Source organism: Streptomyces sp. NPDC107538 (genome assembly GCF_055657445.1).
Genome location: NZ_JBVKAY010000006.1, coordinates 460615 through 474077, shown reverse-complemented (window position 1 = coordinate 474077; position 13463 = coordinate 460615). Strand labels below are relative to the sequence as shown.

11 protein-coding genes are annotated in these 13463 nt (G+C 71.5%); 9 read left to right on the top strand and 2 right to left on the bottom strand.

The window, feature by feature from the left end; all coding sequences use genetic code 11:
- Nucleotides 1-28: 28 nt before the first annotated feature.
- On the bottom strand, nucleotides 29-1471 hold the full coding sequence (locus tag ACZ7MG_RS23695) for a hypothetical protein (RefSeq protein ID WP_471383179.1): 1443 nt from the start codon (nucleotides 1469-1471) through the stop codon (nucleotides 29-31).
- A gap of 119 nt (nucleotides 1472-1590) precedes the next feature.
- Nucleotides 1591-2061, bottom strand: a complete 471-nt coding sequence (locus ACZ7MG_RS23690; RefSeq protein WP_471383177.1) for a GtrA family protein — start codon at nucleotides 2059-2061, stop codon at nucleotides 1591-1593.
- 136 nt (nucleotides 2062-2197) lie between these two features.
- Here ACZ7MG_RS23690 and ACZ7MG_RS23685 point away from each other — a divergent pair, with 136 nt between their 5' ends.
- The 9 genes from ACZ7MG_RS23685 to ACZ7MG_RS23645 all read left to right on the top strand — a co-directional run bounded on the left by ACZ7MG_RS23685 (nucleotide 2198) and on the right by ACZ7MG_RS23645 (nucleotide 13441).
- Nucleotides 2198-3190 carry a glycosyltransferase family 2 protein gene (locus tag ACZ7MG_RS23685; RefSeq protein WP_471383175.1) on the top strand — a complete coding sequence of 331 codons (993 nt, stop codon included), beginning with the start codon at nucleotides 2198-2200 and terminating at the stop codon, nucleotides 3188-3190.
- Nucleotides 3191-3369: 179 nt separating this feature from the next.
- Entirely contained in the window at nucleotides 3370-4308 is a 939-nt protein-coding gene (locus ACZ7MG_RS23680) for a beta-ketoacyl-ACP synthase III (RefSeq protein ID WP_471383173.1), read from the top strand.
- A gap of 173 nt (nucleotides 4309-4481) precedes the next feature.
- Complete coding sequence (locus ACZ7MG_RS23675; protein ID WP_471383171.1) at nucleotides 4482-5156, top strand: GntR family transcriptional regulator; 675 nt, start codon at nucleotides 4482-4484, stop codon at nucleotides 5154-5156.
- Between the two features lie 156 nt (nucleotides 5157-5312).
- Complete coding sequence (locus ACZ7MG_RS23670; RefSeq protein ID WP_471383169.1) at nucleotides 5313-6494, top strand: ROK family transcriptional regulator; 1182 nt, start codon at nucleotides 5313-5315, stop codon at nucleotides 6492-6494.
- Between the two features lie 156 nt (nucleotides 6495-6650).
- A complete protein-coding gene (locus ACZ7MG_RS23665; RefSeq protein ID WP_471383167.1) occupies nucleotides 6651-8276 on the top strand; it encodes a sugar ABC transporter ATP-binding protein in 1626 nt (541 codons plus the stop codon).
- Entirely contained in the window at nucleotides 8273-9292 is a 1020-nt protein-coding gene (locus ACZ7MG_RS23660) for an ABC transporter permease (protein ID WP_471383165.1), read from the top strand. The genes ACZ7MG_RS23665 and ACZ7MG_RS23660 overlap by 4 nt, the downstream gene beginning before the upstream one ends.
- A 127-nt stretch (nucleotides 9293-9419) precedes the next feature.
- On the top strand, nucleotides 9420-10457 hold the full coding sequence (locus ACZ7MG_RS23655; RefSeq protein ID WP_471383163.1) for a substrate-binding domain-containing protein: 1038 nt from the start codon (nucleotides 9420-9422) through the stop codon (nucleotides 10455-10457).
- Nucleotides 10458-11234: 777 nt separating this feature from the next.
- Entirely contained in the window at nucleotides 11235-12422 is a 1188-nt protein-coding gene (locus ACZ7MG_RS23650; RefSeq protein ID WP_471383994.1) for a Gfo/Idh/MocA family protein, read from the top strand.
- A 14-nt stretch (nucleotides 12423-12436) separates the two neighbouring features.
- On the top strand, nucleotides 12437-13441 hold the full coding sequence (locus ACZ7MG_RS23645; RefSeq protein WP_471383161.1) for a sugar phosphate isomerase/epimerase family protein: 1005 nt from the start codon (nucleotides 12437-12439) through the stop codon (nucleotides 13439-13441).
- The last annotated feature ends 22 nt before the right edge of the window (nucleotides 13442-13463 follow it).

Sequence of the window (13463 nt, the reverse complement as noted above, 5' to 3'; positions counted from 1 at the left end):
CGGCATCGGCATCCTCGCATCGGCACCCTCACCTCGGGGACTGCTCCTCGGAGGCCGTCGGCCGATGCGCCGCCGTCACCGCGGTGGGGAGGGTGACGGCGGCGCTGTCGTGCCGGACGCCGGAGCCGGCCGTGGTCCGGTCGGGGGTGGCGCGGTCCAGCCAGAGCAGCAGGAGACCGAACGCGCAGGCGAGCGCCGGCCAGTAGACGTAGCGGTAGTTCGTCGCCGGCACGATGGGCAGATAGCCGAGCACATAGGCCAACGAGCTGATGCCCAGCGCCCGGATCGGCAGGGCGAACCTCCCCCTGCCCGGACGGACGGCCAGCACCAGCGCGACGGCGAGCCAGAACCAGCCACGGAAGAGCGGCCGCAGATCGGTGGCCACGCCGTTGACGTACGAGGCGAGGGTGGCCTCCAGCCGGGGGCGGGCCACTTCGACACCGAGGTCGTTGCCGAAGACTCCGTACTGGTACACGTAGCCCGTCTCGAAGAGCAGGGCGGTGAAGACCCGCAGCCGGTACTGGAGATAGCCGGAGACGTGCCCGCGCATCTCGCGCAGCCACAGGGAGGTGAGCTGGTCCGCGTCCCGGGCCAGTCCGTCCGGTGAGCGCTGGTAGCAGGCCCAGTAGGCGTCCGACAGGGCGTCGACACGGTCGCACTTCTCGGCGGCGGCCACCAGACGGTCCCGCAGCTCCGGCCGGACGTCGGCCGACCGCAGTTCCTCCACGGTCAGCACGTGGACGAGGTCGTCGAGCACGATCTGCGCGCCCTGGTCCGTCTGTACGGGCCGCGCGATCAAGGAGATCGCGGCGGCGGGCAGCACGACTCCGGCCACCAGCGCCGCCGTGCACGCGGCCCATGTACGGCGCCCGGGAGACCGCCACAGCGCGAGGACGAGCAGGACGAACATCGGAATCGCGGCGAGGAAGGCGTTCTTGCGCACGAGCACGGCGTAGGCGAGGAAGAGCACGCCCAGCCAGAGCAGAGCCCAGCGCATCCCGCGGGACAGACCGCGGTCCCGCAGCCGCAGCCCGACGAACGCCACCGCGCAGGCCGCCAACAGCGCGTAGGCCGCGTGCACGTCCTTCCACACCACGCCGACGAACGTCAGTACGGGGGGAGTCAGCCCGAGAGCGAGGACGGCGAGCGAACCGGCACGGCTCGCGGTCATCTCCCAGACGCACCGGGCGAGCACCCACAACGCGCCCCAGAGGACGACGGACTGGAGGACGGCCATGGACGCGGGCGTACCGGTGACGGCGATCAGCGCGCGCCACACCAAACTCAGCACGGGCGGATGCCAGTCGGTCAGCGGCGTCCTGCCCATGGCCTGCCGGAGCTGGTCGATGCTGTCGGGACTCATGAACCCGGGAATGAAGACGACGGTCGTGGCCAGGCAACACGCCACGGCGACAGCGGTCAGCCACCAGGTCCAGCGCTTTTCGCCCCGAATGCGCACCTTTTGTCCCATGCGGCGGATGCTAACAGCGTCGGCGGGGACGTCCGGGGCGGGCGCGAAGCGGATCGGGCATGCGGCGGATATGGCATGCGGCGGATCGGGGCGCGACGCGGTTCAGGGTGCGACACGGTTCAGGGTGCGACGAAGACGTAGCGCCGGTAGGTGAAGAAGCGGAACAGGGTGGCGAGGGCCCAGCCGAAGACGCGGGCGGCGTTGTCGCTGCCCATCGATTCCAGCCCGAGCAGATGCCGTGAGGCGAAGACCGTGCCCGCGGTGATGGCGACACCGACCACGTTCACGAACAGGAAGAGGGCCAGTTCCTGCGTCATGTTCTCGCGATGCCGGTGGCGGTAGGTCCAGTACCGGTTCCCCGCCCAGCTGAAGAGCGCCGCGGCGGCCGTCGCGACGACGGACGCCCGTACCGGGGCGGACCGCATCACCCCGCCCTCCGCGCCGCCGGGAAGACCGAACACCAGCAGGTTGTAGCCGCCGTTGTCCACCACGAAGGCCAGCGCCCCGACGGCCCCGAACTTGGCGGCCTCGCGCCAGACGCCCCGGACGGCATCACGCACACGCAGCGCCATGGATACGAGGACCAGCACACGGCGAGAGTAACGACCCGGCGCGTCCCGACCGTCCGGGCGCGCCCATAACGCATTATTTCTCATCATCATCCGAAATTGCGTCGTCATCCGTAGTGCTGTCGCCATCCGACGGCGGGTCAGGTAAGGAGCGGCTGTGCAACCGACGATCGCGTGTGTCGTGCCGTGCCACAACGAGGAGGCCGCCGTCGGCAAGGTGGTGCGCGACCTGAGGATGGCGCTCCCCGAGGCGGAGATCTACGTGTACGACAACGCCTCGACCGACCGCACGGTGGAGGTCGCCCGTGAGGCGGGAGCCATCGTCCGCGAGGAACCGCGCAAGGGGAAGGGCAACGTCATCCGCCGGGCCTTCGCCGATGTCGACGCCGACGCCCTGCTGCTCATCGACGGCGACGACACCTACGACGCGTCCCGGGCGCGCGACCTGGTCGACCTGCTCTTCGACGGGCCGTACGACCAGGTGGTCGGCGCCCGCCGGGAGACCGTCAGCGCCGCCTACCGGGCGGGGCACGCGACCGGCAACAGGCTGCTCACCGGTGCGGTGCGGTCCCTGTTCGGCAACGACGTGACCGACATGCTGAGCGGCTACCGCGTCTTCTCGCGCCGCTTCGTCAAGTCCTTCCCGGCGCTGGCCCGCCAGTTCGAGACCGAGACCGAGATGACCATCCACGCGCTCCACCTCCGGCTGCCCACGGCCGAGGTGGAGGTGGACTACCGGGTCAGGCCCGCGGGGAGCGAGAGCAAACTGCGCACCTTCCGGGACGGCTGGCGCATCCTGCGGGTCATCCTCGACCTCGCCCGGCGCGAGCGGCCTTCGCTCGTCCACACCGTGGTCGCGGGAGTCCTGGCCTTCGTCTCGGTCGTCCTCGGCATCCCCGTCATCGCCGATTTCGTCCGCACGGGCACCGTGCCGCGCATCCCCACGGCGATCCTCGCCGCCGCGATCATGACGATCGCGGTGCTCGTCCTGCTCGTCGGATACATCCTGGAGTCCCTGATGCACATGCGGCAGGAACACTCCCGCCTCGTACACCTCGCCTACGCGGCGCCCGGCCGCCGACCGCGCTACACCGGACACCGGCCCGGCACCGGCCCCGTGCCCGCCAGGAACATCTCGGGCCGTCGTTAGCGCCGGGGCGTGAGCGCGGTCACCGCAACACACGCGCCACGTGGCCGGAACTCGTCGCGGCTCTGACAGAAGCCCACAACTCGGGCCGCCCTTTACTGTCGCCTCACCCGCCCTCGTACCCGTGAGTCACTGATCAGACTGGTGGATCCCGCTGACCACAGGAACGAGGGGAACCACCCATGAACGGCTCGCGGATCGCCGCCGTCGGCCACTACCAGCCCGCCAAAATCCTCACCAACGAGGATCTGGCGAGCATGGTCGACACCAGTGACGAGTGGATCACGAGCCGTGTGGGCATTCACACCCGGCACATCGCGGGACCCGACGAGCCGGTCGACGAACTCGCCGGGCACGCCGCCGCCAAGGCGCTCGCCGCGGCCGGCCTCGGCCCGGAGGCCATCGACCTGGTCGTGGTCGCCACCTCCACCGCCGTCGACCGCTCCCCGAACATGGCGGCCCGGGTCGCCAACCGGCTCTCCATCCCGAACCCGGCCGCCATGGACGTCAACGTCGTCTGCGCCGGGTTCACCCACGCCCTCGCCACCGCCGACCACGCCGTGCGCGCGGGCGCCGCCACCCGGGCGCTCGTCGTCGGCGCCGACAAGATGTCCGAGGTCGCCGACTGGACCGACCGCACCACCTGCGTCCTCGTCGGGGACGGGGCGGGCGCGGCCGTCGTCGAGGCCGCCGAAGAGCCCGGCATCGGGCCCGTGCTGTGGGGATCGGTGCCCGAGATGGGCAACGCCGTACGGATCGAGGGCACCCCCGCGCGCTTCGCGCAGGAGGGGCAGAGCGTCTACCGCTGGGCCACCACCAAGCTGCCGCCCCTCGCCCGCGCGGCCTGCGAGAAGGCCGGGCTCACCCCCGCCGACCTCGCCGCGGTCGTCCTCCACCAGGCCAACCTGCGGATCATCGAGCCCCTCGCCGAGAAGATCGGCGCGGTGAACGCCGTCGTCGCCCGCGATGTCGTCGAGTCCGGCAACACCTCGGCCGCGAGCATCCCCCTCGCCTTCTCCAAGCTCGTCGAACGCGGCGAGATCACCAGCGGCGACCCCGTGCTGCTCTTCGGCTTCGGCGGCAACCTGTCGTACGCGGGTCAGGTCGTCCGCTGCCCGTGAGCAGGGCGTTCGGGGCGCGGTGACGGCGGTGTGACGAGGCATACGCGTCGGTTCCCTGGCCATGGCGGGTCGTAGACTGTAGACGAAAGACAATTCATACTGGCCTTTGCCTTTGACTGGCCTTTACCGACTTTCCGTTTGCAGTGCCCGGTGGCGCTCGAAGGGGGACCGCGATGTTGTCGGCAGGACTTCCGCAAGGAGCCGTGCCCAGGCTCGAACGCCCCGGCCCACTGCGCGACCGTGTCTACGAGGCCCTGCTCGAACTCATCACCACGCGCGCGCTGCGCCCCGGCCAGCACCTCGTCGAGAGCGAACTCGCCGGGCACCTCGGGGTCTCCCGGCAGCCCGTGCGCGAGGCCCTGCAGCGCCTCAACACCGAGGGGTGGGTCGACCTCCGGCCCGCCCAGGGCGCCTTCGTGCACGAGCCGACGGAGGCCGAGGCCGACCAACTCCTCACCGTCCGCACCTTGTTGGAGGCCGAGGCCGCCCGCCTCGCCGCGGCGAACGCCGGCACGGCGGGCATCACGGCCCTGGAGGAGCTCTGCGCGGAGGGCGAACGGGCCGTCGAGGCCGACGACGTCGACGCGGCCGTCGCCCTCAACGCCCGCTTCCACGCCAAGGTGATGGAACTGGCCGGCAACACGGTCCTCGCCGAACTCGCCGCCCAGGTCGACCGCCGTGTCCGCTGGTACTACACCCCCGTCGCCCGCCAACGCGGCCACCAGTCCTGGATCGAACACCGCGACCTGATCGCCGCCATCGCCGCCCGCGACGAGTCCCGCGCGACGGAGGTCATGCGCGCCCACACGGAACACACGCGGAAGACGTATCACGAGCGGGAGAAGTAGCCGGGCCGCACGCGTACGGCTCTCTTTGTCCTCTCAGTGGAGAAAGTCTGCGGTAATTCCTGCGAGACTTCTTCCCGGGTCGGGCATCCGCTGCTACGTTCCCCTCGAAAGGCACGCACGGCGGAGCCAAGAGGCGGGGAGGGGCTTGTGAGACGGATGACGGCTCGGCCCGCGAACGCGCATCAGGCACGGCTGTTGCGGCTGTTGCGGGACGGGGGGCCCAACTCGCGGGCGCAGCTGGGGGATCGGGTGGATCTCTCGCGGTCGAAGCTGGCCGTGGAGGTGGACCGGCTCCTGGAGACGGGACTGGTCGTGGCCGACGGGCTCGCCGCCTCGCGCGGTGGCCGCCGGTCGCACAACATCCGGCTCAACCCCCAACTCCGTTTTCTCGGCGTCGACATCGGCGCCACCTCGATCGATGTGGCCGTCACCAACGCCGAGTTGGAGATCCTCGGGCACATCAACCAGCCGATGGACGTACGGGACGGCCCCGTCGCCGTCTTCGAGCAAGTGCTGGCCATGGCGGCCAAGTTGAGGGCCTCGGGGCTCGCGGAGGGGTTCGACGGCGCCGGTATCGGCGTCCCCGGACCGGTCCGCTTTCCCGAGGGCGTCCCCGTCGCCCCGCCGATCATGCCGGGCTGGGACGGGTTCCCGGTGCGCGAGGCGCTCAGCCAGGAACTCGGCTGTCCCGTCATGGTCGACAACGACGTGAACCTGATGGCCATGGGGGAGCAGCACGCGGGCGTGGCCCGTTCCGTGGGCGACTTCCTCTGCGTCAAGATCGGCACCGGCATAGGCTGCGGCATCGTCGTCGGCGGCGAGGTCCACCGCGGTACGACGGGCAGCGCCGGCGACATCGGGCACATCCTCGCCGTACCGGACGGCCGCCCCTGCGCCTGCGGCAACCGGGGCTGCCTGGAGGCCCACTTCAGCGGGGCCGCGCTCGCCCGGGACGCCAAGGACGCCGCCCAGCAGGGACTTTCGGCGGAACTCGCCACCCGTCTGGAGACGGGCGGCACCCTCACCGCCGTCGACGTGGCCGCCGCGGCCGCCGCCGGTGACGCCACCGCCCTCGACCTGATACGCGAGGGCGGCAACCGCACCGGCCAGGTCATCGCCGGACTCGTCAGCTTCTTCAACCCCGGCCTGGTGGTCATCGGCGGCGGGGTGACCGGCCTCGGCCACACCCTGCTCGCCGCCATCCGCACCCAGGTCTACCGCCAGTCACTGCCCCTCGCGACCGGCAATCTGCCCATCGTGCTGGGGGAGTTGGGGCCCACCGCCGGAGTCATCGGCGCGGCCCGCCTCATCAGCGACCATCTGTTCTCACCCGCGTGAGCCCGTACCACTCCGTGTAGGTCCGCGTCAGCGACAGCATCGACAGCGATCACCAGCACCACACTGCACTCTGCCCTGCTCTGCTCTGCCCGAACACGCCTGCCCAGCAAGCGGATTCGCCCTGCAACCGGCCCGCACGCCCGCCAAGGGGAACTCATGGCACCAGAACCACCGCTGCTCACCATGTCCGGCATCACCAAGTCGTTCCCCGGAGTCCGGGCCCTGGACGGCGTCGACCTCGACGTCCAGGCCGGCGAGGTGCACTGTCTGCTCGGCCAGAACGGCGCCGGGAAGTCCACCCTGATCAAGATCCTGGCCGGCGCCCACCAGCCCGACGACGGCACCATCACCTGGCAGGGCGAACCCGTCACCCTGAAGTCCCCCATCGCCGCCATGCGCCTCGGCATCGCCACCATCTACCAGGAACTCGACCTGGTGGAGGGCCTGTCGGTGGCCGAGAACGTCCACCTCGGGCACGAGCCCACGGCCGCCGGATTCGTCGTACGGGGAAAGGCGGCCCGTACGTCGACCGCCGCGCTCCTCAAGCGACTTGGGCACCCGGAGGTCGATCCGGCGCGGCTGGTCGGGGAGTTGTCAGCCGCCCAGCAGCAGATCGTGTCCATGGCGCGGGCGCTCTCCCACGACGTACGGCTGATCGTGATGGACGAGCCGTCCGCCGCGCTCGACCCGGACGAGGTCGACAACCTGTTCAGGATCGTGGGGGACCTGACCGCGGCCGGGGTGGCCGTCGTCTACATCTCGCACCGCCTGGAGGAGATCCGGCGGATCGGCGACCGGGTGACCGTACTGAAGGACGGGCGGGCCGTGGCGGGCGGGCTGCCCGCGAAGTCCACCCCGACGCGCGAGGTCGTGGCACTGATGACCGGGCGAAACGTCGAATACGTCTTCCCCGACCGGCCACCCGCGCCGCCGGCCGACGCCACGCCCGTGCTGGAGGTACGGGGACTGGCACGCGCCGGTGAGTTCGAGCCGCTCGACCTGGACGTACGGCCCGGCGAGATCGTGGGCCTCGCCGGACTGGTCGGCTCGGGACGGTCGGAGATCCTGGAGACGATCTACGGGGCGCGTAGGCCTACCGCCGGTCAAGTGAGCGTCAACGGGCGGCAGTTGAGGCTGGGCAGCGTACGCGCCGCCGTACGGGCCGGGCTCGGGCTCGCCCCTGAGGAGCGCAAGGCACAGGGGCTGCTGATGCTGGAGTCAGTCACCAGAAACGTTTCCGTGTCCTCGGTGTCCCGCTTCGCCCGCGTCGGCTGGATCGACCGCGGCGCCGAACACCGCGCCGCACGGGCCGCGACCCGCGAGCTGTCGCTGCGCCCCGACAACCCGGACGTCCCCGTACGCACCCTCTCCGGAGGCAACCAGCAGAAGGCCGTGCTCGCCCGCTGGCTGCTGCGCGGCTGCCGGGTGCTGCTGCTCGACGAACCCACCCGGGGCGTCGACGTGGGCGCCCGCGCCGAGCTGTACGCGGTGGTGCGCCGGCTCGCCGACGAAGGGCTCGCCGTGCTGCTGGTCTCCAGCGAGGTGCCCGAAGTCCTCGGCCTCGCCGACCGGGTGCTCGTCCTGCGCGAGGGCCGGGTCGTCCACACCGCGCCCGCCCGTGAACTCGACGAACACCGTGTCCTCGACCTCGTGATGGAAGGAAGCCCGGTGGCCAGTGATGGAAGCCCGGTGGCCGGAGCGGGGAGCCCCGTGCCCGGTGCCGGGAGGCCCGTGACGGACGCGGGCAGCCCCGTGACCGGTGAAGGGAGCCCGGCGTCATGACCCAGCCCGTGTCCCCGCCCCGGGACAGCATCGACAAGGCCCCCGCGGCGAGCGGGCCCCCGGCCTGGCGGACCATGCTGTTCCGGGCCGACGTCCGCACCCTCTCCCTCCTCGGCGTCCTCGCCGCGCTGATCCTCATCGGCGGTATCACCAAGCCCGACGAGTTCCTCGACACCCGCAACCTCCAACTCGTCCTCACCCAGGCCTCGGTGATCGGTGTCGTCACCGTCGGCATGACCTTCGTCATCACCTCCGGCGGCATCGACCTGTCCGTGGGCGCGATCGTCGCCCTGGCCTCCGTATGGGCGACGACCGTGGCCACGCAGGAGTACGGCTTCGCCGGCATCCTCTTCACTGCGGTGATCGTCGGCGTCGGCTGCGGCCTGGTGAACGGGCTGCTCATCGCCTACGGCGGGATGGTCCCCTTCATCGCCACCCTCGCCATGCTCGCCTCGGCCCGCGGTCTCGCCCTGCAGATCACCGACGGCAGCACCCAGGTCGTCAGCGTCGACGCCATCCTGGACCTCGGCGAACGCGACGCGTACATCCTCGGCATCCCGCCGCTCGTCCTGGTCTTCGCGTTCGTGACGATCATCGGGTGGCTCGTGTTGAACCGCACCACCTTCGGCCGCCGCACGGTCGCCGTCGGCGGCAACGCGGAGGCGGCCCGGCTCGCGGGCATCGACGTCCGCCGCCAGCGGCTCTACCTCTATCTGCTCTCCGGACTGTGCTGTGGCATCGCCGCGTTCCTGCTGATCGTGCTCTCCGGCTCGGGCCAGAACACCAACGGCAACCTCTACGAACTCGACGCCATCGCCGCCGCGATCATCGGCGGCACCCTGCTCACCGGCGGCCGGGGCACCATCACCGGCTCCGTCCTCGGCGTCCTGATCTTCACCACGATCACCAACATCTTCGCGCTCAACAACCTGCAGAGCGACGTCCAGCAGATCGCCAAGGGCGCGATCATCGTCGCCGCGGTCCTGGTCCAGCGACGCACGGCCAGCACGACCTGACCCAGCAGATCCGCCACCCGGAAGATCCGCCACCCGAGCGATCCGTCACCCGGGCGATCCGCCACCCCGAAGACCTGCCACCCCGAAGAGCCGACGGGAAGAGCCGCAACCGGAAAGGTCCACCGCCATGTCACAGTTCACCAGCCGTAGAGGACTGCTCTTCGGGACCGCCGCCGTCTCGGCCGGCGCCCTCCTCACCGGTTGCACCAGCAATGAGACCAAGGGCGACCCGGCCGCGAACGAGCAGCCCGCCTCCGACGACAAGCCCGGCAAGGCGGTCACCATCGGCTTCGCCGGACCGCAGGCCGACCACGGCTGGCTCAACGCGATCAACCAGAACGCCAAGAGCCGCGCCGAGCGGTACGAGGACGTCACCCTGGAGATCACCGAGGGCTCCAACGACACCGCCCAGCAGATCGGCCAGATCGAGACCCTCATCAACAAGAAGGTCGACGTCCTGGTGGTGCTGCCGGCCGACGGCAAGGCGCTCACCCAGGTCGGCCTCAAGGCGATGCGGGCCGGCATTCCCGTCGTCAACCTCGACCGGATCTTCAACTCCCCGCAGGCGTACCGCTGCTGGATCGGCGGCGACAACTACGGCATGGGCCTCAACGCCGGGCACTACATCGGCGAACAGCTCAAGGACAAGAGCGACGCCCGGGTCATCGAACTGGCCGGACTCGACAACCTGGAGCTGACCAAGCAGCGCACCCAGGGCTTCGACGACGCGCTGAAGAACTACCCCAACATCAAGAAGGTGGCCCGGCAGGCCGCCGACTTCACGGTGGAGTCGGGGCAGGCCAAGATGGCCCAACTCCTCCAGGCGCAGTCGAACTTCGACGCGCTGTGGAACCACGACGACGACCAGGGCGTGGGCGCCCTGCGCGCCATCGAGCAGGCCGGGCGCGACGACTTCCTGATGGTCGGCGGCGCGGGCGCGCTCTCCGCGTTCCAGGCGATCAAGAAGGACGACGGGGTGCTGAAGGCCACCGTCCTCTACCCGCCGACCATGGCCGCCTCCGCGATCGACCTCGCCCGCGCCCTCGGCCAGGGCAAGGGCGTCGGCGGTCTCGCGGAGTTCGAGATCCCGGCCTCGCTCACGCTCTACTCGGCGGTCGTCGACAAGGACAACGTCGACCAGTACATGCCGACCGGCTTCAAGTGACGAGTCCCGCCGGACGGGCCCGACCGGGACCGGAACCCGGGCAGGACGCTGCCCCGGACCACCGGGCCGCGCCCCACCCCCCACCCCCCACCGCGCGACCACGAGGAGGACACACGCATGGGACAGCCGCAGCAGCCCGACCAGGCCGAGGCGGAAGGGTCGGGAGCCCCGGGGCCGGACGCCGGGGCGGACGGCAGCACCGGAGGCGGGAACACCGCGGGTGGCGGAGGAACGCCGACCGTGGCCGCGGCCCGGCCCGGGGCGGCGGCCGATACCGGCCACCAGGCCGGGACCGCGGCTGCTCCCGGCGCCCTCCGCGAGGCGGCACCTGGTATCGCTCCGGGCCCCGGGGCGGGCGCTGGTGTCGGTCCGGATTCCGGGGAGGCAGCCGGCCTCGGTCCGGGTTCGGGGGCGGCGGCCGGCCTCGGTTCGGGTTCGGGGGCGGTGGCTGGTGACGGTTCGGGTTCGGGGGCGGCGGCCGGCCTCGGTCCGGGTTCGGGGGCGGCGGCTGGCCTCGGTTCGGGTTCGGGGGAGGTACCTGGTATCGGTCCGGGTTCCGGGGCGGCAGTCGGCCTCGGTTCGGGTTCCGGGGCGGTGTCCGAGGTGGGCTCCCCTCCCGAGGCGGCGGTCACTGTCGTCTCCCGCGTCGGCGACGCGGCGGCCGGGTTCGGCCTCCCGAGGCGGCCTCCCGAGGCGGCGGCCACCGCCGGCCCGAGCGTCGGCACCTGGCCCGCCGGGATCGCCGGGGGGCCAGGGAAACCGGCGCTCCGGGTCGGGATGGTCGGCTACGCCTTCATGGGCGCCGCGCACTCCCAGGGGTGGCGCACGGCGGGGCGGGTCTTCGATCTCCCGTTCACCCCCGTGCTCGCCGCCGTGTGCGGCCGGGACGGCGACGCGGTCCGGGCCATGGCGGACCGGCACGGATGGGCGGACACGGAGACCGACTGGCGGGCGCTGGTCGCCCGGGACGACATCGACCTCGTGGACATCTGCACCCCCGGCGACAGCCACGCCGAGATCGCCCTCGCCGCGCTCGCCGCAGGCAAGCACGTGCTCTGCGAGAAGCCCCTCGCCAACACGGTCGCGGAGGCGGAGGCCATGGCGGCGGCTGCCGAAGAGGCGTACGCGCACGGCAAGTTGGCGATGGTCGGCTTCAACTACCGCCGGGTGCCCGCCACCGCACTCGCCCGCCGCATGATCGCCGAGGGGCGGCTGGGCGCCCTGCGGCATGTGCGGGTGACGTACCTCCAGGACTGGCTGGTGGACCCGGAGGCCCCCCTCACCTGGCGGCTGCGCAAGGAGTCGGCGGGGTCCGGTGCCCTCGGTGACCTGGGCGCCCACATCGTCGACCTCGCCCAGTACCTGGCGGGCGAGCCGGTGGTCGGGGTCTCCGCGCTGATGGAGACCTTCGTACGGGAACGGCCCCTGCCCGCCGGGGCGTCCAGCGGTCTCGCGTCCTCCGGCGGCACCGCCGGACGCGGCGCGGTCACCGTCGACGACACGGCCCTGTTCACCGGCCGCCTCGCCTCCGGCGCCGTCGCCTCCTTCGAGGCCACCCGCTTCGCCACCGGCCGCAAGAACGCCCTGCGCATCGAACTCAACGGTGAGCGCGGCTCGTTGGCCTTCGACCTGGAACGCCTCAACGAACTCGCCTACCACGACCACACCGAACCCGCCGCCCACGCCGGCTTCCGCCGCATCCTCGTCACCGAGCCCGACCACCCCTACCTGGACGCCTGGTGGCCGCCGGGCCACGGCCTCGGCTACGAGCACACCTTCGTCCACCAGGCCCGCGACCTGGTCCACGCCGTCGCGGAGGGCCGGCGGCCCGACCCGTCCTTCGCCGACGGGCTCCAGGTGCAGCGCGTACTCGCGGCGGTCGAGGAGAGCGCCGAGAAGAACTCCGTCTACACCCCGACCCACGCGCCCACCCACACCCCGTCCCCCACCCCCACAGCGGTCTGAGGAGGCACCAAGCCATGCCGCGCGACTTCACGCTCTTCACCGGCCAGTGGGCCGACCTCCCCCTCGAAGAGGTCTGCCGCCTCGCTCGCGACTTCGGCTACGACGGCCTCGAACTCGCCTGCTGGGGCGACCATTTCGAGGTCGACAAGGCCCTCGCCGACCCGTCGTACCTCGACTCCCGCCACCAACTCCTGGAGAAGTACGGCCTGAAGTGCTGGGCCGTCTCCAACCACCTGGTGGGCCAGGCCGTCTGCGACGCCATCATCGACGAGCGTCACCGGGCCATCCTGCCCGCCCGCATCTGGGGCGACGGCGAGGCGGAGGGCGTACGACAGCGGGCCGCCGCCGAGATGGCCGACACCGCGCGCGCCGCGGCCGCCTTCGGCGTGGACACCGTCATCGGCTTCACCGGCTCCGCCATCTGGCATCTGGTCGCCATGTTCCCGCCCGCCCCCGAGTCGATGATCGAGCGCGGCTACGACGACTTCGCGATGCGCTGGAACCCGATCCTCGACGTCTTCGACGCGCAGGGCGTGCGGTTCGCCCACGAGGTCCACCCGAGTGAGATCGCGTACGACTACTGGACGACCCAGCGCGCTCTGGAGGCCGTCGACCACCGTCCGGCGTTCGGCCTGAACTTCGACCCCTCGCACTTCGTGTGGCAGGACCTCGACCCGGTCGGCTTCCTCTGGGACTTCCGCGACCGGATCTACCACGTCGACTGCAAGGAGGCCCGCAAGCGCCTCGACGGCCGCAACGGCCGCCTCGGCTCGCATCTGCCGTGGGGGGACCCGCGCCGGGGCTGGGACTTCGTGTCGGCCGGTCACGGCGACGTGCCCTGGGAGGACGTCTTCCGGATGCTCCGCTCGATCGACTACAAGGGCCCGATCTCCGTCGAGTGGGAGGACGCCGGCATGGACCGGCTCCAGGGCGCCCCCGAGGCCCTGACCCACCTCAAGGCGTTCGACTTCGAACCGCCGACGGCCTCGTTCGACGCGGCGTTCGGCGGCAACGAGTAGCCGGCCACGAGTAGCACACGAT

Coding starts and splice junctions, on each gene's coding strand:
- ACZ7MG_RS23695 (WP_471383179.1), bottom strand. CDS start 1,471: ATGGGACAAAAGGTGCGCATTCGGGGCGAAAAGCGCTGGACCTGGTGG.
- ACZ7MG_RS23680 (WP_471383173.1), top strand. CDS start 3,370: ATGAACGGCTCGCGGATCGCCGCCGTCGGCCACTACCAGCCCGCCAAA.
- ACZ7MG_RS23675 (WP_471383171.1), top strand. CDS start 4,482: ATGTTGTCGGCAGGACTTCCGCAAGGAGCCGTGCCCAGGCTCGAACGC.
- ACZ7MG_RS23670 (WP_471383169.1), top strand. CDS start 5,313: ATGACGGCTCGGCCCGCGAACGCGCATCAGGCACGGCTGTTGCGGCTG.
- ACZ7MG_RS23665 (WP_471383167.1), top strand. CDS start 6,651: ATGGCACCAGAACCACCGCTGCTCACCATGTCCGGCATCACCAAGTCG.
- ACZ7MG_RS23660 (WP_471383165.1), top strand. CDS start 8,273: ATGACCCAGCCCGTGTCCCCGCCCCGGGACAGCATCGACAAGGCCCCC.
- ACZ7MG_RS23655 (WP_471383163.1), top strand. CDS start 9,420: ATGTCACAGTTCACCAGCCGTAGAGGACTGCTCTTCGGGACCGCCGCC.
- ACZ7MG_RS23650 (WP_471383994.1), top strand. CDS start 11,235: ATGGTCGGCTACGCCTTCATGGGCGCCGCGCACTCCCAGGGGTGGCGC.
- ACZ7MG_RS23645 (WP_471383161.1), top strand. CDS start 12,437: ATGCCGCGCGACTTCACGCTCTTCACCGGCCAGTGGGCCGACCTCCCC.